The organism is Prosthecobacter sp. GW821-HT29F12, assembly GCF_058803405.1.
On record NZ_CM179517.1, the window covers coordinates 6,717,397 to 6,735,924 of the forward strand.

19 protein-coding genes are annotated in these 18,528 nt (G+C 60.0%); 9 read left to right on the forward strand and 10 right to left on the reverse strand.

Annotated features, from left to right (window positions below; translation table 11 throughout):
- Positions 1 to 13: 13 nt before the first annotated feature.
- From AC3RLQ_RS27775 to AC3RLQ_RS27795, 5 genes are all read right to left on the reverse strand, one after another.
- Positions 14 to 718 (reverse strand): succinate dehydrogenase cytochrome b subunit, encoded by a 705-nt coding sequence (locus tag AC3RLQ_RS27775; RefSeq protein WP_493031883.1) that lies wholly within the window; start codon positions 716 to 718, stop codon positions 14 to 16.
- 478 nt (positions 719 to 1,196) lie between these two features.
- A complete protein-coding gene (locus tag AC3RLQ_RS27780; RefSeq protein ID WP_493031884.1) occupies positions 1,197 to 2,594 on the reverse strand; it encodes a formylglycine-generating enzyme family protein in 1,398 nt (465 codons plus the stop codon).
- A gap of 246 nt (positions 2,595 to 2,840) precedes the next feature.
- Complete coding sequence (locus AC3RLQ_RS27785) at positions 2,841 to 3,980, reverse strand: thiolase family protein (protein ID WP_493031885.1); 1,140 nt, start codon at positions 3,978 to 3,980, stop codon at positions 2,841 to 2,843.
- Positions 3,977 to 5,437, reverse strand: a complete 1,461-nt coding sequence (locus AC3RLQ_RS27790; protein WP_493031886.1) for an acyl CoA:acetate/3-ketoacid CoA transferase — start codon at positions 5,435 to 5,437, stop codon at positions 3,977 to 3,979. The genes AC3RLQ_RS27785 and AC3RLQ_RS27790 overlap by 4 nt, the downstream gene beginning before the upstream one ends.
- A 184-nt stretch (positions 5,438 to 5,621) precedes the next feature.
- On the reverse strand, positions 5,622 to 6,380 hold the full coding sequence (locus AC3RLQ_RS27795; RefSeq protein WP_493031887.1) for an SDR family oxidoreductase: 759 nt from the start codon (positions 6,378 to 6,380) through the stop codon (positions 5,622 to 5,624).
- Positions 6,381 to 6,478: 98 nt separating this feature from the next.
- Between AC3RLQ_RS27795 and AC3RLQ_RS27800 the strand changes: the two genes are divergently transcribed.
- Genes AC3RLQ_RS27800 through AC3RLQ_RS27810 form a run of 3 tightly spaced genes read left to right on the forward strand, consistent with a single transcriptional unit; the run spans position 6,479 to position 7,461 of the window.
- The gene (locus AC3RLQ_RS27800; RefSeq protein ID WP_397380537.1) at positions 6,479 to 6,856 is read left to right on the forward strand and encodes a VOC family protein; all 378 of its coding nucleotides are present in this window, start codon (positions 6,479 to 6,481) and stop codon (positions 6,854 to 6,856) included.
- Between the two features lie 18 nt (positions 6,857 to 6,874).
- Entirely contained in the window at positions 6,875 to 7,153 is a 279-nt protein-coding gene (locus AC3RLQ_RS27805; protein ID WP_422318420.1) for a BrnT family toxin, read from the forward strand.
- A 17-nt stretch (positions 7,154 to 7,170) separates the two neighbouring features.
- Positions 7,171 to 7,461, forward strand: coding sequence for a CopG family antitoxin (locus tag AC3RLQ_RS27810; protein WP_487687494.1), 291 nt, complete (start codon positions 7,171 to 7,173; stop codon positions 7,459 to 7,461).
- A gap of 56 nt (positions 7,462 to 7,517) precedes the next feature.
- Here the strand turns inward: AC3RLQ_RS27810 and AC3RLQ_RS27815 are convergent, their stop codons facing one another.
- A complete protein-coding gene (locus AC3RLQ_RS27815) occupies positions 7,518 to 7,790 on the reverse strand; it encodes an HU family DNA-binding protein (protein WP_422318416.1) in 273 nt (90 codons plus the stop codon).
- A 176-nt stretch (positions 7,791 to 7,966) separates the two neighbouring features.
- Between AC3RLQ_RS27815 and AC3RLQ_RS27820 the strand changes: the two genes are divergently transcribed.
- A complete protein-coding gene (locus AC3RLQ_RS27820) occupies positions 7,967 to 8,473 on the forward strand; it encodes a gamma carbonic anhydrase family protein (RefSeq protein ID WP_493031888.1) in 507 nt (168 codons plus the stop codon).
- A 61-nt stretch (positions 8,474 to 8,534) separates the two neighbouring features.
- Positions 8,535 to 9,179, forward strand: a complete 645-nt coding sequence (locus AC3RLQ_RS27825; RefSeq protein WP_493031889.1) for a bifunctional nuclease family protein — start codon at positions 8,535 to 8,537, stop codon at positions 9,177 to 9,179.
- Here the strand turns inward: AC3RLQ_RS27825 and AC3RLQ_RS27830 are convergent, their stop codons facing one another.
- The 3 genes from AC3RLQ_RS27830 to AC3RLQ_RS27840 all read right to left on the reverse strand — a co-directional run bounded on the left by AC3RLQ_RS27830 (position 9,180) and on the right by AC3RLQ_RS27840 (position 13,987).
- A complete protein-coding gene (locus AC3RLQ_RS27830) occupies positions 9,180 to 11,498 on the reverse strand; it encodes a tetratricopeptide repeat protein (protein ID WP_493031890.1) in 2,319 nt (772 codons plus the stop codon).
- 51 nt (positions 11,499 to 11,549) lie between these two features.
- The gene (locus tag AC3RLQ_RS27835) at positions 11,550 to 13,046 is read right to left on the reverse strand and encodes an OmpA family protein (RefSeq protein WP_493031891.1); all 1,497 of its coding nucleotides are present in this window, start codon (positions 13,044 to 13,046) and stop codon (positions 11,550 to 11,552) included.
- A gap of 86 nt (positions 13,047 to 13,132) precedes the next feature.
- A complete protein-coding gene (locus AC3RLQ_RS27840; RefSeq protein WP_493031892.1) occupies positions 13,133 to 13,987 on the reverse strand; it encodes a M23 family metallopeptidase in 855 nt (284 codons plus the stop codon).
- Positions 13,988 to 14,170: 183 nt separating this feature from the next.
- Here AC3RLQ_RS27840 and AC3RLQ_RS27845 point away from each other — a divergent pair, with 183 nt between their 5' ends.
- The 4 genes from AC3RLQ_RS27845 to AC3RLQ_RS27860 all read left to right on the forward strand — a co-directional run bounded on the left by AC3RLQ_RS27845 (position 14,171) and on the right by AC3RLQ_RS27860 (position 17,313).
- Entirely contained in the window at positions 14,171 to 14,974 is an 804-nt protein-coding gene (locus AC3RLQ_RS27845; RefSeq protein ID WP_493031893.1) for an undecaprenyl-diphosphate phosphatase, read from the forward strand.
- A gap of 2 nt (positions 14,975 to 14,976) precedes the next feature.
- Entirely contained in the window at positions 14,977 to 15,552 is a 576-nt protein-coding gene (locus AC3RLQ_RS27850) for a DUF2062 domain-containing protein (RefSeq protein WP_493031894.1), read from the forward strand.
- A 103-nt stretch (positions 15,553 to 15,655) separates the two neighbouring features.
- Positions 15,656 to 16,141, forward strand: a complete 486-nt coding sequence (locus tag AC3RLQ_RS27855; protein WP_422318400.1) for a TPR end-of-group domain-containing protein — start codon at positions 15,656 to 15,658, stop codon at positions 16,139 to 16,141.
- Entirely contained in the window at positions 16,138 to 17,313 is a 1,176-nt protein-coding gene (locus tag AC3RLQ_RS27860; RefSeq protein WP_493031895.1) for a serine hydrolase domain-containing protein, read from the forward strand. Before AC3RLQ_RS27855 ends, AC3RLQ_RS27860 begins: the two co-directional genes overlap by 4 nt.
- On the opposite strand, the gene AC3RLQ_RS27865 is transcribed toward AC3RLQ_RS27860, so the two are convergent.
- Positions 17,314 to 18,486 carry a right-handed parallel beta-helix repeat-containing protein gene (locus AC3RLQ_RS27865; RefSeq protein ID WP_493031896.1) on the reverse strand — a complete coding sequence of 391 codons (1,173 nt, stop codon included), beginning with the start codon at positions 18,484 to 18,486 and terminating at the stop codon, positions 17,314 to 17,316.
- Positions 18,487 to 18,528 lie beyond the last annotated feature (42 nt).

Consider the following 18,528-nt stretch of genomic DNA (forward strand, 5'->3'; position numbering starts at 1 on the left):
GTCGCAGAAAAAATTAACGTCCGTAGCCGAAGAAGTAGATGGCGATGGGGATGGAGCAGTTGCCCACGAGGATCAGACCCGCGAAGGCGTAACCGAGTTTCTTGAACAGCGGCTCCGTCTTGTCCGTGGCGACGCCGAGTGTCTGGAACAGGCTGCTGAAGCCGTGGCTGAGATGGCTGGTGAGCAGCAGCATGGCGAGGATGTAGAAGAACACCGCCGGGGCCCAGGAGAAGCCTGCGATGACCATGCGGTAGACGTCATGGACGGTCTCACCGTGGAGCGTGGTCTTGTAGGTGCCGTAGTCGTTGCCGGCGTGGACGGTGAAGTGCAGCAGATGATAGACGATGAAGGCCAGGATGGTCAGGCCGCTCCAGATCATGATGCGGGAGGATTTGCTGCTCACCTGCGCCTTGTGCTGGCCATACTTGTCCAGACGAGCTGCACGATTGGCGCGGGTCAGAGAGATGGTGGCCACGATGTGAATCACCACGGCGGCCAGCAGTCCGATGCGGGCGATCCAGACACCGCCGCCATGCAGCGCGGTCTGGAGCATGTGCCCGTATTCATTGATGGCGTCCCTGCCGACAAAGATCAGCAGGTTGCCGATCATGTGGCCAAGTACAAAGCCGATCAGTGCGAGGCCGGTCAGGGCCACCAGAATCTTCTTGCCAATGGAGGAGGCGTAAAATCGCGAAAGGGAGTCAAAAACAGCGCTCATGTGGGGAGGAATTCATCATGGAGATACGACGCGGCTGCGCAAGCCGAGCCTTAAAATTTCCTGCGGAAACGCTGCTGCGAAGCGGTCTCAATCGCCTGTGATTGTCGGCGTGATGCCTATGCACTTCTGAAGTCTGGGCCGCGTTTGTAAAGGTATCGTATTAGGGATGCCGCCACGGGTGAAAAAGGGAAGTGTTACCGCTATATGTGACTTCGCGGGATATGAATGGCACGACCGCGCGTTTTGAGGGGTGACACACAGGGCAGTTTTTCAGCCGACGGGACTAAGACGCAAGTGCCGCAGTGTGTAAAAGCCTCCTCAGAGTCCGGCATGTGCCGCGCCTCGTTCCTGCGCCTCAAAGATCCCTTCCACAAACTCGCGACTCCCCAGCGCCACGCCATTGGCACAGACCACGCTGCGTGCCCCTAATCAAGGGTCATTGAGGCCGGCATTTTACTTCGTACAGTCTCAAAGAGCATCAATCATTCAGACTACGGGGTGGCACCACCACACATCGGAAGCCGTGGTCGTTGTGACGACCGCCGGGGGAGCCGTGAAGGCGGTAGGACGCCAGCAGAAAGAAGCGGTTGCCGTCATGCCAGGAGGCACCGCGCAACTCACGGTCTTGCTGCGCATTGTCATACCAATCTTCGCACCATTCCCAGACGTTGCCGCCAAGATCATAGAGACCGAATTTGTTTGGCTTGAAGCTCATCACCGGTGCAGTGGTCGGGAAGCCGTCATCGTAGTCGTCGCTGTTGTCCGCCTTGCCATCCGGGCCCGGCGCTTTGCCTTTGAGGCTGACATCGCTGAAGTTTCCAGGCTTGTTCTTTGTCTTGAGCGGAAAGTCGTCACCCCACGGGAATGCATCTGGCACCGGTGGCACCTGGGAGGGCAGTTCTCCCTTCTTCCGCTTCTCCTTCTGACCGATGCCCGCCGCGTAGCTCCATTCCTCGTCCGTAGGCAGGCGGTAGAGTTTCCCTTCTTTCTTGCTCAGCCAGGCGCAGAACTTCTGTGCGTCATCCCAACTGACCTTGATCACTGGGTGGTCTTCTTTGCGCTCAGTGATGGCATGGCCATCGATTGTTTGATCCTTCCAAGCGACATCCACGCCCTGATTCTCTGCAGCATACAAGGCATAGTCTTTGTAACGTACCTCGTGAATACAGAACAGCACATCGGTGCCTTTCACCGGAAGGAACTTCATGCCGAGCGTGTTGGTAAAGCCATCTTTCGCCGTGATCATCGAAGCGGGGTTGAGAGTCGCAGCGGGCTTTGGTTCTCCTGCGGCCGGCGCATCCTCTGCCAGCGCCTCCCGGTAGCTGCGCACGGTCTTCGCATCGGCGATGTGGTCCGCTTTGATGAAGTCCGCCTCCATCTGTTTCAAGCGCACTTCGAGCGGAGCGACGAGTCCTTGTAGATTCTTCAGTCGTTGTGCTTCGAGCTTCGCATGCGACGTGCGGTAAATGGAGCGGAGATTTTTCACCGCCGCTGAAGTCTTTTCATCATCGGTTTGTGGCAGAGGCAACTTTTCGGCCAGGAGATGCTTCTCTGTGACCAGCTTCTTTTCTGCCTCCAGCGCCAGTATGCCGTCCAAATTGGCGGCTTCTTTTTCCGCTGCCATGGCTTTGTCGATGGCACCTAAGTAACCGGTGTTGAGTATGACAAGACCAGATTCAAAGGGGGCCGTGACATGCTCTTTTTGCAGCTTGATGAACTGTTGATTCAGCGACCCCAGCTCAGGCGGCAAAGCCGTCTGCTGCGCTGAAATGACTGTAGCCATCAAAGCCATCGCGGTTGTGATGCCGGTCCAAGTGCTGCGGATGAAGGAGTCTGCCAGACGTTGCCGCTGGTTGAGAAGCTGAATGAAAGTCATGCGCGTGGTTTAACGAGATTAAAAAAGGTTTTAACCAGAAGTGAAGAGAAAATATTAACGGGGCTTCGCTGTTTTGAGTGGGCGCAATGGGGAAAGGGCGCGCCGGAGCCGGGCTTGATCAGGCAAGGTAAGGAGTGTGAAAATGACTGAAGTTCAATTTGTTGGAGTGGGTTTGGAAGCGGTGGCCAGGCGCTTGTTGTGGCGCTTGTTGCCCGGTCCATCTGACTGAGAATAATCTCAGAGGGCTTAGCGTTCGATGGCCATGGCAATGCCCATGCCGCCGCCGATGCAGAGGCTGGCGATGCCGCGGCGCAGGCCGTGATCTTCGAGATAGTGCAGAAGGGTGACCAGCACACGGGCGCCGCTGGCACCGATGGGGTGGCCGAGAGCGATGGCGCCTCCGCGTGGATTGAGCTTCGCTGGGTCGATATTGAGCTCCTTGATGCAGCCGAGCGCCTGGGCGGCGAAGGCTTCGTTGATTTCGATGGCATCGACTTCACCGAGGCTCCAGCCGGTCTGGGCGCAGACTTTACGGATGGCACCCACGGGGCCGAGGCCCATCAAGGCGGGATCACAGCCGACAGCGGCGCTGGCGATGATGCGTGCGCGGGGTTTCAGACCGTGGAGTGAGACGGCGTCCTCGCTGGCTAGCAGGGCCAAAGCAGCGCCATCATTAATACCCGAGGCATTGCCGGCGGTGACGGTGCCGTCTTTGCGGAAGGCTGGCTTTAGCTTTGATAGGGAATCGACCGTGGTGTCGGCGCGCGGATGCTCGTCTTCGGTCAAATCGCCGGCGGGAATGATCTCGCGGCTCAAGGTGGCGCGACTGGCGGCGACACGGCTCTGGCTGAGTGCGGAGAAGGCATCCTGCTCGGCGCGGGTGATGCTGTGTTTGTCGGCGATGCGTTCAGCGGTTTCGCCCATGCCTATTTTGAGAAGGGGATCGGTGAGGCCATCGACGAACATGGCGTCCTGCATGGAAGAATCGCCGAGCTTTTTGCCCCAGCGCAGATCCGTGGCGTAATGCGGGGCGCGGCTCATCATTTCAACGCCGCCGGCGAGCACGAGATCGTTTTCGCCACTGCGGATGGCATCGGCGGCGAGCGCGACGGCTTTGAGGGAGGAGCCGCAGGCCATGTTGACGGTATAGGCGGGCACTTCCTGCGGCAGGCCGAGCTTGAGCCCGATCTGACGTGCCACGTTCATGCCACTGCCTGCCTGAAGAACCTGGCCGAGGATGACCTGCTGAATGTGGGCGCGCAGTTCCTGTGGAAGCATGGCATCTCCGAGAGCGTGTCCGAGTTCTGCTGCGGTGAGGGCTTTCAAGCCACCGCCAAAACGGCCGATGGGGGTGCGCTTGGCGTCGATGATATAAACGGGCTTCATGGGATGATGGAGATGGTTTCGGCGAGCAGGGGTTTGAACTGCATGTGATCGAGCACGTCGCGTTGCAGATCGAGTCCAGCGGCGATTTCTATGAGGCGGAGGCCGCGCGGGGTGAGTTCGAACACGGCGCGTTCGGTCACGTAAAGCACCTGCTGGCCGCGGGCGATGGCGGAGGGGCCGTGGAAGCAGACGTGCTGGATGTGATTCACGAATTTCGCATTCTCCTTCGCTTTGAAGGTGCAGCAAAACACGAGGCGGCGTGCGCACTGGGCGATGTTGACGAAACCGCCGACGCCGGCGAAACGGTCTGCAAAGCTGGCGACGTTCACATTGCCTTCGGCATCGATTTCGACGGCGCCGAGCACGCCGATGTCGAGTCCGCCGCCATCGTAGAAGTCGAACTGGGAAGGCTGGTCGATGATGGCTTCTGGAAAGTGGCTGCAGCCAAAGCTGAGGCCGGAGGCGGGCACGCCGCCGGTGGGGCCGCTTTCGACCGTGAGGGTGAATTCACTCAGGCGACCGGTTTCCGCAGCGACCATGGCCACGGCTTCGGGAAGGCCGATGCCGAGATTGACGATGTCGCCATTGCGCACTTCGCGCAGCGCACGCGCGCCGATGCGTTTGCGTTCGGATTCCGACATCGGGGGAAGGCTGAAGGTGCCGTCGCTGGTGACGACGAAGTCTTCTTTGAAGACTTCACCAAAGGTCTGATCATGCTGCTGGCCGCCCGAGGTGACGATGTAATCAACGAGCAGACCGGGAACGCGTACGGATTTGGGATCGGGCAGCTGGTCGACGATCTTTTCAACTTGGGCGATGACGATGCCGCCGTGATTTTTCGCGGCCTGCGCCATCGGCAGCACTTCGCTGATCAGGCCTTCGCGATCCATGCTGAGATTGCCGCGAGGATCGGCATAGGTGGCGCGGATCAGGGCCACATGGATGGGCATGGGTTTGTAGCGCAGCCAGATCTGGCCATCGAGTTCGATGCGCTCCACGAGTGGTTCGGTGGTGCGTGCGTTGAGCATGCCGCCGCTGTGAATGGGGTCGATGAAGGTGTTCAGCCCGACCTGGGTGAACAAGCCGGGACGTTTGGCGGCGATCTCGCGGGTGAGGACGGAGAGGACGCCCTGAGGCAGGTTGTAGGCCTCGACTTCGTTGGCCAGAGCCAGCGCCCCGAGCTTTGGCGCGAGATTCCAATGGCCGCCGACGATGCGTTTGAGCAAGCCGCGATGGGCGAGGTGGTTCAAGCCGCGCTCTGCCCGGTCTCCCTGACCTGCACAGTAGTAGAGAGTGAGGTCGTTTGGCGTGCCGGTTTGCAGGAAGCGCCGCTCCAAGGCGGAGGTGAGCATTTCCGCATGTCCGGCACCGACGAAACCACTGACGGCCACGGTGGCACCGCTGGGAATGGCGGCGATGGCTTCGTCTGCTGTGGCGTGGATGGCTGGGGCGCGCATTGGAAACGTTTTTAGAGCATCTGAATGATTTTATATTCCTTGGAGGGGAGGTATGTGGAGGGCCTCTTCATGCTGGCGAAGGGCGTCCGTTGTCCCCTCACCCCGGCCCTCTCCCCGAAGAGAAATATGCGTTGTTGTCGTGGGTCAGGGGCGGGGAGAGGGAGAGCTGTTTTGGAGTATTTACTCAGCCTCTCCAGCCGCCGTTGATTTCGATGGTCTGACCGGTGACATAGGATGCCAGCGGCGAGCAGAGGAAGAGGACGACATTGGCGACTTCCTCGGTGGTGCCGAAGCGGGCGAGGGGGACGTTTTTGATCATCTCGGCGCGGACGTTTTCGGGAATGGTGGCGGCCATGGCGGTATCGATGACACCGGGGGCGATGGCGTTGGCGCGGATCTGCTTGCGGGCGGCTTCACGGCTGAGGACGCGCATCATGGCCTGCACGCCGGACTTGGCGGCGGCGTAGTTGGCCTGGCCAAAGAAGCCTTGGATGGCGGCGATGCTGCCGAAGCTGACGATGGCACCGCCATCACGCATGATCTCAAGGGCGTATTTGCAGCAGTAGAACACGCCGGAGAGGTTCACGTCAATGACGGCGTCCCATTCATCGAGACCCATCTTGGCGATGGTGCGGTCCTTGATGATGGCGGCATTGTTCACCAGGAAATCGAGGCCGCCATGACGTGCCTGGATGTCTCCCATCATGCTCTGCACCTGCTCGGGTTTGGCGACGTCAGCAGGAATGATGCTGGCGCTGTCTGTGCGGAGGAGGTTGAGTTCATCGGCGAGGGCTTGAGCGCCTTCCGTGGTGCCGGGGGTGCCGAGGTGGTTGATGACGACGGTGGCGCCGGCGCGGTGGAAGGTGCGGGCCACCTGCGTGCCGATGCCCTTTGATGCGCCGGTGATGAGGGCGACTTTACCTGTGAGATCGATGGAAATCATGTGTGAGGATTTAGGAGACGTCGCCCGACACATCAAGCTTTCCTCTACATGGAGGATCATTTGCCACGTCCTGCAGCCTGTGGCATAAACCGTGCATCATGGTCAAAAAACTCCTCCACACCCGCTACCGGGTGAACGATCTCGAAAAGACGATCAACTTTTACACGCAGGTGCTCGGCCTGAAGGAAGTGCGCCGCCACAAGTCGCCGCGCGGATCGGAACTAGTCTTTCTGCAGACGCCGAACAGTGACGAACTCATTGAGATTTGCAGCTTTCCCGCCAGCGGGCCGGTGACCTTTTGCAGCGATCTGACGCATCTGGCGTTTGAGGTGGAGAGCATTGAAGAGTTCGCGAAACACGCCGCCGCTCTGGGTTATCCGCTCTCGGACGGGCCGACTCCCAGCTCGAGCGGTGTATTTGCTTTCATTGACGCTCCCGAGGGTTATGAGATAGAACTGATCGAATACCGCAAATAATCTCGTAAATACAACTCCATGGACTTTGACTGGATCGGCGCCGCGTTTGACCTCTCACTCCTTCCTCCGAAGGATATTGAGGAGTCGTTTGAGGATCCGTTCTCGATCAAGCTGCTGCCGGACGGCCAGGAGGGGAGCGCGGAGGCTCGTTACTACAACCTGGGCAAATCACTTCAGGGGAAGTCGGTGTTCAGTGTGTTTTGGACCGACGGCAAACACTACCGTGTCATTTTCGCCCGGCTGATGACTCCCGGGGAGCATGACTTTTTCGAGCGCAAGAAGGCGGAAGAACTCTGAACCCACCCAGCACCATCATGGAAACCGCACCTGCCGATTTGAAGCCTGTCCGAGCATGGAAAGATGTGCCGGCATTTGATGGCGACGAAGCCGAAGGACAATTCTGGGCCGCGCACCAGCTGGACGCACGCCTGATGCAGGCGTCCATTCATCGCGCGGATGTGCGTGAGTCCACCACGATCACGCTGAGGTTTGACCCGCGCATGCTGAGCCGCATCAAGCGAGTGGCCCGCCGCCGCTACCTGAACTACCAGAGCATGATCAAGCAGTGGCTGAGTGAGCGCATGGAGCAGGAACTGAAAGACTGAGGCACAAAAAACCCGCGCTCCATGAACGAAGCGCGGGTGAAAGTGAGTGACCTGTCTTAGAGTGAAGACTTGAGAGCGGCGGATGCGACGAAGCGCACGGTCTTGGAGGCTTTGATTTCGACTGGCTCCTTGGTCTTGGGATTGCGGCCCATGCGTGCGTTGCGGTCCACCGGCTTGAAGGTGCCGAAGCCGATGAGCTGCACGGGGCCCTTTTTCACACCTTTGGTGATGGCGGTCAGCACAGCGTCCAGAGCTTCAGAGGCGGCTCGCTTGGAGGTGTCGCCACCAAGGATTTCCTGCACTGCGTCGATGAGTTGAGCTTTGTTCATGAGCGTGGGTGAGATTCGTTGTTGGATAGAAGGTCAGACCGTTCCAGAATGCATGTGGCGCGGCGCTTTTTATGGCGCTTTCCGATTCGTTTCACAATCATAAAATCTTTCTTCCTGCCATGGATCCATTAAAGAAATTCTTGCTTCCTGAATCACGGCCTTCTGTGGCTGCGGATGTGTTTATAGCCCAAGGAGCCATTGTGCTGGGTGCGGTGGAATTGCGGGAGCAGTCCAGCGTCTGGTATGGCTCGGTCCTCAGGGGAGACATCAACCGCATCGTGGTGGGTGTGCAAAGCAATGTGCAGGATGGCAGCGTGCTGCATGTGAGCGATGACTGCGCGTGCGTGCTGGGGGATCGCGTGACGGTGGGGCACCGCGCCGTGGTGCATGCCTGCACCGTGGGGGATGAGGTGCTGGTGGGCATGGGGGCGATCATTCTGGACGGTGCGCAGATCGGAGCGCGCAGCATCATTGCGGCGGGAGCTTTGGTGACCAAAAACACGATCATTCCGGAAGGCTCGCTGGTCGTCGGCTCACCCGCGCGGGTGGTGCGTGCGCTGTCTCTGGAGGAGCAGCAGGCGAATGCGAAGCTGGCGCTGAAGTATGTCGAGGTTTCGCGACGTTTCCTGGCCATGGGACTCGGCGGAGGGGTTGTGGAGATCGCCGGGGGTGCTCCAGTTTAGGCGCACAAAAACCCACGGTGTGTGTTGCCATCGGGCTGCGTGCGGTTTTTAATTGGAGTTAATGAACAAGGACGTCATCGAAGTGCAGGTGAGAGCGGTGCTGCCGCTGGAGGGCAGCTTTGCCGTTTTCCTGGGCAATGAAACGAAGGTCTTCGTGATCTACATCGACGAGTCGGTGGGGACGGCGATTTCCATGTTCATGCGGGGGGTCTCCAAGGAGCGGCCGCTGACTCATGATCTGGTGGGGCATCTGCTGCTGGCCTTTGGCGCCAAGGTGGAGCGCGTGGTGATCAACAACATCAATGGCAGCGTCTTCCATGCGCGGCTCATCATCTCCGCGGAGAACGAACTGCAGACCTCGCGCAAGGTGATCGAACTGGATGCGCGCCCGAGCGACAGCATTGCCATGGCGGTGCAGCAGAGCGCGCCGATTTTTGTGGCGAAGTCCGTGTGGGACACGGTGGAGGATGTGAGCGACACGCTGGCCCAGATCGAAAAGAAAGGGCTGGAGGTGCAGCAGGCGGCTGAAGCGGCTGCGGAGGAGGACGAAGATGATGATGAGGACGACATCGAGGAGTTCAGCGATGAAGACATCAACACCATCGCCGGCCTCGAACCCGGCAAGAGTGAGGATGAATATGACGACGGCTTCGGCGGCGATGACGACGACGAGGAAGGTGAGGAGTGGAAGAAGGCGGATGGCTGATCAGCGCCTCGTCAAAGCGGCGCGGAGTTCCAGGGCTTCGGCGTAGCCGGGGGAGATGCGCAAGGCGCGATCGAGTGCGGCGATGGCTTCGGGGATGCGGTTTTGCCGTGCGAGAATGGTGGCGCGGGCATAGGGGATGCCGGGATCGCGGGGATTGGCGAGTTCGCCGCGTTGTAATGCGCCGAGGGCTCCGGGGACGTCCCCCTGGCCGTTTTTGGCGAGTCCGAGATTGTACCAAGCGCGTGACAGGCCGGGATCAAGACGGGTGGCTTCCTCCAAGGATTGAATCACGGCCGGGATGTCGCCCGTCTCGCTGAGAGCGAGGCCGAGTTCGTAATGATACTCGGCGTGATTGGGAGCGAGTTTGATGGCATCGCGCAGTTTGGCGATGGCGAGCTGGGTTTGGCCGGTGGTGCTGTACATCATGGCCAGATCGTGATGAAAAGGGGGAGAGTTTGGATCCCAGCTGATGGCGGTTTCCATGTGCTGGGTGGCGGCGGAAAGATTGCGCCGGGCGAACTCGAACTGGGCGAGCTGCATCTGGCCGCTTGGCTGGTCGGCGTTCCAATTGAGCATGTGCTGAAGGTCCTGGCCGGCGGGGGAGTCGAGGTGCAGTCCTTCGCGCAGAGCCCATGCGGCGGAGACGCGAACGCTGCGTGCCGGGTCCTTGAGCAGAGGCTCGATGGCCGAGTGGATCGAGCCGCTTTGCAAGACGGGTTCCAGGGTGCGGATGGCGCTTTCACGCACGAGCGGATGAGCGTGCTGCAACTGGGCGGCGACGGCGGTTTGCACGGCAGGCTGGTCGATCCAGCGGTCCAGGAGCAGTGTGGCGCTGGCTTTCCAGTGGGGGATTTCATCGCTGCTGAGCAGATCCACGAGTCCGCTGCGGGCCTCTTCATTCCCCTGGCGAGCCTGGGCGATGAGCGTGGCGCGGGTGCGTGTTTTGCGGTCCATTTTGGGGCCCCACCATTTTTTCGTGGCTTCGAGCGCCCAGTCGGTGGTTTTGTCGGTGTGGCATTTGTTGCAGGCGTTGGGCACGTTGAACTGCTTGGTGAGCAGCGGGTCGGGAATGGTGAAGCCGTGGTCGTGCCGTGGGTGGCGCTGCATGTAAACCGTCTGGGGCATGTGGCAGTTCACGCATTGATTGCCGGTGCTGGCAGGCTGGTGAAAGCTGTGAGCCTCCGGCATGATGGGCGGTGCGTTGGGGAAGCCGCCGGGGGTGTGGCAGCGCATGCAGAGCTGGTTGCCGGGCAGGACGGTCTTCATGCTGTGCATGTCATGGCAGTCCATGCAGCGCACGCCGGCGTTGTGCATGCGGCTGCTGAGAAAGCTGCTGAACTCGTAGTCCTCTCCGCGGATCTGGCCGTCGGGGTAGAAGGTGTCGGTTTGATCGGTGATGGTGAGGCGGTAGTGGTCCCAGAAGGATTCGCCGGGGACGAAATCACCGGTGACCTCACCGCGGAGGGCGTGGCATCCGGCGCAGTTTTCGATATGCTGGTCGCGGGTGAATTTGGTGATGGTGGGATCGCCTTTGGCGCCGGGATGGGCATGCTGCCAGGTGTTGTGCGGCTTCATGGGGCCGTGGCAGGATTCGCAGCTCACGGACATCTCGGCCATGGTGGTGCGGTAGGCGTCGGTCTTGGCGTCGTAGTTTTTGCGCAGGCGGGTGTTGTGGCAGGAGGCGCACATCTGGTTCCAGACCATGCCGCGACCGGTCCAGTGGCCCCATTCGCCGGGCTTGCGGTCTTCATTGCCATAGACATTGAACCACTCGTTTTTCTTCGGATCGAGGCAGGCTTCCATGGCTTGAAGGCGGCCATGTCCACCATCGACGAGGAACTGGCGCAGGGGATCGTGGCCGATGACGCGTTCGACGCGGTAGGGGGTGATTTTGTTGCCGAAGCCTAGGGCGGTCAGTTCATAGTCGCTGCCGTTTTTGCGTGCCTCAGTGGTCTGTGTGCCGTGCTGGAAGCTGCGGGTGGGGACAAAAGCGGCGTCGTCGAGTTTGGGATCGGGTTTGCGTTCCGCGAGGCCGTGATGAGAACCCTGCCATTTGGTAAACTGATCGGCGTGGCATGCGCGGCAGCTTTGAGAGCCGGCGTATTGGGCGAAAGTCTTTTTTTCGTCCGGCATCGCGTAAGGTTCAACCTTTGCGAGGGAGACCGCCACGGGGGCGGCGGGCAGAGGGGTGTACTTTTTCTGCGGCCATAAGGCCCATGCGACCAAGGCCACCACGCCTGCGGCGATGCCACCGAGGAACAACCCGGCCTTCCACGATGATTCGGGTGGTGGCGGGGCGGGTGGGGACTTTTTCTTCATGCGTACGCCAGACTAGGCGGACGCGACAACGGTGCAAGACGCGGCAAAGAATCAGAAATCGAGGTAGATCTCAGCGCGGCGGTTGTGGCTGCGGCCTTCGGGATCGTCGGTGCCGTCGGATTTCTTGTTCGGGCTGAGCGGCTGGGCTTTGCCGAGGCCGGTGGTTTCCACCTGCCCGGCTGGCACGCCGAGGGCGGCGAGCTGCTTCTTCACCGACTCTGCGCGTCCACGTGAGAGACGGATGTTGTAGTCATCCTCGCCTTTTTCATCAGTGTGGCCGGCGATGCGGAGTTTTTTGGACGGGTCCGCCTTCATCAGGGCGGCGATGACTTCGAGCTGCTTGAGGGCACGGGGGTGAAGTTCGGCGCGGTCGTATTCAAAGTAGAGGGCGAGTGATTCGCCGCCCTTGGGATTTTTCACGATGGGCGTGTAGGGCACGCCGAGCTTAGAGGCGCTTTTGGCGAAGGAGCCGAGGATGTCGGAGAGATTGAGTCCCACGATTTTCCATGGCTGGGCGGTGTCCGCACGTTTGAGTTCCACGCCAAATTCGGTGTTTTGCTGGAGCGACTCCGACTGCACCTGAGCAATGACCCAGGAGACCTCGGGGTTGGCGATGGTCACGATGAGCGGCTTGGCCGGATTCAAGGAATACTGGCCTTCTTCAAAGACGATGCAGAGGCCGAGGAGGCGCTCGACCGGGACTTTTTTGTCATCGACAAAAGCGCGTGCGGCATTGAAGTCGTGCTTCAGGAGGTGGCGGACGAAATCACTGGCGAAGGCCAGCGCATCAGTGCCGTCCTCAACGGTGAAGAGCGGCTTCATGGAGGCGGACGCGACAGGGGCTGGGGTCGTTTTAGATGCCGAAGTGCCAGGTGTGGCTGCGGCTGCAGGAGCCGCAGTAGGGGAAGTGGCTGGCATGGCGGCGATGGCACTGCTCATGGCCTTGGGCAGGGTGGCTTTGGCGATTTTCCAGCCCATTTTTTCGTCACGCTCCAGATCGAGCTGGATGCGCAGGGTTTCCTGCGAGCCAGCCATGACAAAGGGAAGGGTGATGCGGGTGCGATTTTCGACAAGGCCGAGCAGTTCCACCTGATCCTCCGCTGCAGGCTTGTAGCCCATGGAGGCGAGCTTTTCGAAGAGCTTGGCGGCGCTGTTTGACTGCTCCGCATCTGAGGCGGCAGCGAGCTTGCCAGCGGTGGCAAAATCTCCCGTGGTGAGGCTGCGCACCAGCTGCCTGCCCAGATCCAGCGGGCGGGCGAAAGCAAAGGCTGGAGGTGCAGGCTTCGAAGGCTCCGAAGGTTTCACCATGGGTGGCTTGGCAGGGATTGCCGCTGCAGCCGACTTGGCGGCCTCAGCGGCTGACCTGGCGGGTGAGTCGGTGGAGCCAGGAGCTTCGGCCACGGCGTCCTTTTGGGCCTGGATTTTCTTTTTGGTAAACAGGAAGAAAATGGCCGTGCTGAGCGCGAGTGCGCCCACGACGATGAGAACAGGCACAAGACTGCCGCCGTAAACGGATCGGGGAGGGGAGGAGCGGGGCGGTATTTGCATGGCCGGGAGTAAGATGTCCTATAATAGCAGCAAAGATGCCACCACGGCTAGAGATGAATCAAGGGCTATTATCTGCCGTGGCCTGCTCAGCGTTTCTCGTCGGTGGCGTTCGTGGTCTGGCCGTTGCGCATTTTGGCTTTCAGGCGTGACCAGAAGTCATCATCCTGTTTGGAATCGTCCTTGGCGGCGCCAGAGCTGCCTTTGAAGGCGGGCACATCCACACTGGCGGTGCTTGAACCATCGCTGTTGGTGTCCGCCAGCGCCCGACCGTAGGGGGCGAAATTGTTCACCGGCACGGAGTATTTCTGCATGCTTGAAGGCAGGACGCGACGTGCGTTGATAAAGGCCGTCGGGCTGTAGTAGTTGGAAGAATCACGGGCAAACGAGGAGCGGTTCATGCCGATCTGCAGATTCTTGCGTACTTCCAGGTGCAAGTGCACCGGGTACATGCCGTTGTTGCCGCCCATGGTGCCGACGAGCTGGCCTTTTTCGACGAGGTCATGGAGCTTGACCTTGCGCTCATGCAGGTGGCCGTAGAGCGAGTCCACCATGGCGACTTTGCCATCAGCCTCGCGGAAAATGTGGCGTACCAAGATGCAGTTACCCCAGCCAACGCCGATGTTTTGTGAGAAAATCACCACGCCACGGCCAATGGAATAAATCGGCTCCCCGAGATCGGTGTCCCCGCCGCCGCGGCCGTTCCAGTCTTCACCCAGATGACCGTTGGGCCAGTAGCCGCGTGCTTTGTAAAAGCCGTCAGCGTCCGGCTTGCCCACAGGAAAATCAAAGCCATCCGCCAGACGCACGCGAATCGTGGAGCCGGACTGGGCGGCGGCAGGCACCGTCAGGAGCAGCGCGGCACAGACACACATCAGCGCGTGCCACCACGAAAAACGGGGGGCGGACAACGAGATGGGGGAATGGAAGGCACTGGCTGGCATGCCGAAGGGATGGAGATGGTAGTCGAAATCGTTGCAAAGGCCAGCCTGAAAACCATTGCGATGGAAGAGAATGGCGGCTTGCTGCGAATTATCAGGTTCAATGCATTCAGTGAAGTTGCAAACTGCGCCACCCGCCTGATTGTTCCAACCTCTTTACCACCATCCCCTCTTTCCATTCCCGCCATGCCCGACTGGCTTGCGATCATTCTCCTCGGCATCATTGAAGGTGTCACCGAATTCCTTCCCATCTCCTCCACCGGGCACCTTCTCATCCCGCAAAATCTGCACTGGCTGCCGCAGAAAAGCGACTTGTTCAATGTGGTGATCCAGAGCGGTGCGGTGCTGGCGGTGCTGGCGGTTTTCACCCAGCGGCTGAAACATCTGGCCACCACGCTGGGGGATGCCACCACACGGACTTATCTGGCGAAACTGTTTGTGTCTTTTTTCATCACCGCCGTCGGTGGATTGATCATCAAGAAGTTCGGTGTCAAGCTGCCGGAAACCATTCCCCCCGTGGCCTGGGCCACGTTGATCGGCGGGTTCATCATCCTCATTTTGGAGTTTTTGCACAAGGACAAGATGGGTACGGCGGACATCACTTGGGCGGTTGTCGTGGCCGTGGCGCTGGCGCAGCTGCTTGCGGCGGTCTTTCCCGGGACCTCGCGTTCGGGGGCCAGCATTCTGATGGCGCTGGCTTTTGGCGTTTCACGTCCTGCCGCCACGGAGTTTTCCTTCCTGCTGGGCATCCCCACCTTGATGGCTGCGGGTGCATTCAAAATCCTCTCAGCCATCAAGGATGGTGAGGCTGGGAATGAAGACTGGGGCATGGTGGTCCTCGGCACGGTGGTTTCAGCCGTCTCCGCCTTCATCGTGGTGAAATGGCTCATTCGTTTTGTACAGGGGCACACGTTCAACGGTTTTGCCTGGTATCGCATCGCGCTTGGCAGTGCGCTGCTGATCTGGGTCTATAATGGGGGAGGACACTGATCATGCTCGCTCTCGCCCGGGGCTGGTTTCGCCGTTCGGTGTTCAAAACCATCCGCTTTCTCAAACATCCCCGCAAGCTGAGGCAAAGCCCGGCCCGGCGGTGGTTTGCACGGCACTTTCTCGACAAACGCGTGTGGAAGCCCACGCAGCACACGCTTTCCGGAGGCATGGCCGTGGGGATGTTCATCACCCTGCAGCTGCTGCCGATCCAAACTCCGGCGGCCATCATTCTGTCCGCCATTTTCCGGGTGAACATCCCGATCGCCATCGCCCTGTGCTGGGTGAGCAATCCGGTCACCGTGCCCTTCATGGCGTGGCTGGAATACGCCATCGGCAAATGGGTGCTGGCCTTCTACACTGCGGTGCCCACCTCGCCGTTCCCCAAGCATCTGCCCGAGTCCATGGTTGAAGCCTGGATCGTGCTCAAGGAGCATGCACCGGTCATGCTGGTCGGCGGCATCATCCTCGGGGCGGTGGTGTCCCTCGTCAGCTACATCACCACCTGGAGCTGCTGGGAAATTGGATCGCGCATGGAGATGGCAAAGAAACTGCGGGAAGTGAAAGCGGCCGCTGTTTGAAGCATCCATGGGCGAACGAACCTCTTTTTGCGTGTCGTCAGGCACGAAAAACCTTGTTCCCGCGCATGCTTTGCGTTCTGATCAGGCCATTCATACTCAAAAAATGACCGAAGCTGAACGCAGGATCATCGCCGCCCAGGGCTACGTGGAGCTGGGTCTCTTTGACGAGGCTCGGGTGGAATTGTCCCCACTGCCGGCGGAAATGCACAACCGGGTGGATGTGATCGAGATCACGCTGCTCTGCCTCATGGGAGGGCACCGGTGGGAGGAAGCGCTGACGCTGGCCACCAAGCTCTGCTCCCAGGAACCGATGGAGCCCGGAGGCTTCATCCATGCGGCTTTCTGCCTGCATGAACTCGGGCGCACCGCCGAGGCGGTAGATGTGCTTTCGCGCGGCCCCGCCACCCTGCGAGCCAAGCCGGTCTATTATTATAACATGGGCTGCTACAACGCCTGCCTCGGACATCTGGACAAATCTCTCTCCTATCTGAAGCGGGCTTTTGAGATGGACGGTGAACTGCGCCAGCATGCCAGAAGAGACCGCGATCTCGACTGTTTGCGGGCGCAACTAGAGTCCCACCACGCATGAGTTCCCCTGGCAGTCCCGCAAATCTTCAGGCAGTACGTGCATGGTTCGAAGAGAGCTTTCGCACGCGCTGGGAGATGGGGGCCTCGGTCTCCATCTGGCAGCATGGGCAGGAGGTGCTGAACCTTGCGCATGGTCATCGTGACCGGGCACACACCCGGGAGTGGGATCGCGACACCCTGGTCCCCGTGTGGTCCGCCACCAAAGGCCCTGCCGCCGTGTGCTGCCTGCTCGCGCTGGAAGAGGCGGGCATCCCGCTGGAATGTCCTGTGGCGGAGGTGTGGCCCGAGTTTGTTGGGGGGGGGAAGTCCAACATCGCCTTCATTCATCTGCTGTCCCATACCGCCGGCTTGTGCGCGCTGGATGAACGCGCGCCGATCTACAATTACGACGCCGTGGTTGAGGCGCTCGAACGCCAGCGGCCCTTGTGGGAGCCTGGCACGCGCCAAGGCTATCACGCACGCACCTTCGGCTTCCTGCTGGATGAAATCGTACGCCGCCTCACGGAGGCAGAATCGCTGGGTGAGTACTATCGTGAGGTTTTTGGCAGCCCGATGGCGCTCGATTTCTGGATCGGGCTCCCAAGTGCGCAGTGGGACCGCGTCTCGCCAGTCTACCCCGGGAAGATCAGCATTGCCAACAGTGACCAGCCTTTCATCAAAGCCTTCAATACGGCGGGCACACTCACGCAGCGCACGTTCACCTCGCCCTTTGGCCTGAATGCGGTCAGCGATTTCAATCAAAGCGAAATGTGGTCACGCGGCTATGCGAGCATGGGCGGCGTGGGCAGTGCGCAGGGGCTTGCCAAATTTTACGCCATGCTGGCTCAGGGCGGTGTGTGGAATGGTGTTCAGCTCATTCCTGAAATAGTGGTGCGCCGGTTTGAGCAGACGCTCACGCAGGAGGTGGATTCCGTGCTGCTCACTCCCATCGCATTCTCCACGGGCATGATGCAGGACCCCTTGAACGAGGACCCTGAGTCTGATGGCGGCAAGCTGCGCCAGCTTTATGGCCCGAGTCGCCGCGCTTACGGTCACCCCGGTGCCGGTGGCAGCCTTGCCTTTGCGGATCCTGAGAACGGGATCAGCTTTGCCTACACCATGAACCAGATGGAAATTGGTGCATTGCCAGGGGAGCGGGTTGTCGGGCTGGTGCGGGCGCTTTACGGAGGGTGATTATTCGGAGACGTCGTGTTTGCCTTCCTGGATCACGATGGCCTTCATGCCGCTGCCGGTGATTTTGTTCGCCTTCACGATCTGGGCTTCTCCGGACAGGATGATGCCGTTTTTGCCGGAAGCGTTGATTTCATTCTGCGCGACGGTGTTGCCCTTCGTGCCGGTGGCGATCTGCACGGCGTTGCCCCGGGTGCGTTCAAAGAGGTTTTGCACTATGAGATTTCCTTCGTTCAGCCCTGGCAGCTTGCACCAGCGCCAGAGATTGATGCCGGTGCCGCATTCGAGGAATTCGTTTCCCGCGACGAGGCAGTCGTTGGCATCATTCAACTCCACCCCGAGAAGGCAGCGGGCGATGTGGTTGTGCGTGGCGATGGACTTCACGGTGAAGTGATCAAAATCAATGGCCTCATCCGAGGTGTCACGAATGGTGCAGCCGTCGATTTCGGCTGCTTCCACGGAGTACAAGGCGATGCCGCGTCCGTGGCAGTTTTGGATGAAGCAGCGGGAGATGCCGAGCTTCTTCACCTTCGGTCCTGTGGGGCCTTTTTCATAGCTGTAGGCACCTGAGGCGAACACGGCGCAGAGCTGTGCATGACCGCGAATAGGTGGATCGCCATCCACGCGACCGCCATCCAGTGTGAGCTTTTGAATGAGCACGTTTTCGCTGGCTCCGCGAATTTCGATGAGGTTCGGTGCATCCTCATGGCGGATCATGGTGCCGTCTGGAACGGGAAATTTGAGTGAGGACTCGAGCTGGATGGTCTCCTTATCGACGGTTTTCACGATGGCGAGGTGGTAGGGCCTGGGCTTTTTGGTGAAGCTGTCGAGCTCGCCATCGGCCTCGATCTTCAAACGCATGCCCGGCTTGAAGCCGCGCTGGGATTTCACCGGGATCGCCGTGGCGCCTGCCGCCGTGGTGCCCGCAGCCAGGGCATAGGCGACGGGCGGAAGTTGCAGCACGGTGTTCTCGGCATCGAGGCCGACGATGCGGAGTTTCTTCGCGTCTTTCACGATTAGACCGCGCTCAATGAGATGCACGCCGGGTGGAATGACCACCTCACCACCGCCGGCTTTGATCGCTTCATCAATGAAGCGCTGGAGCTCCGCCTCAGGGAGCGCCCGTGCAGACTGGAGGGCGGCGAAAAACAGAACAAGCAGGGCGGTGAATTTCATGGCAAGGGAAAGACGGAGCGAGCAGGGTGAAACTCGCTTTAT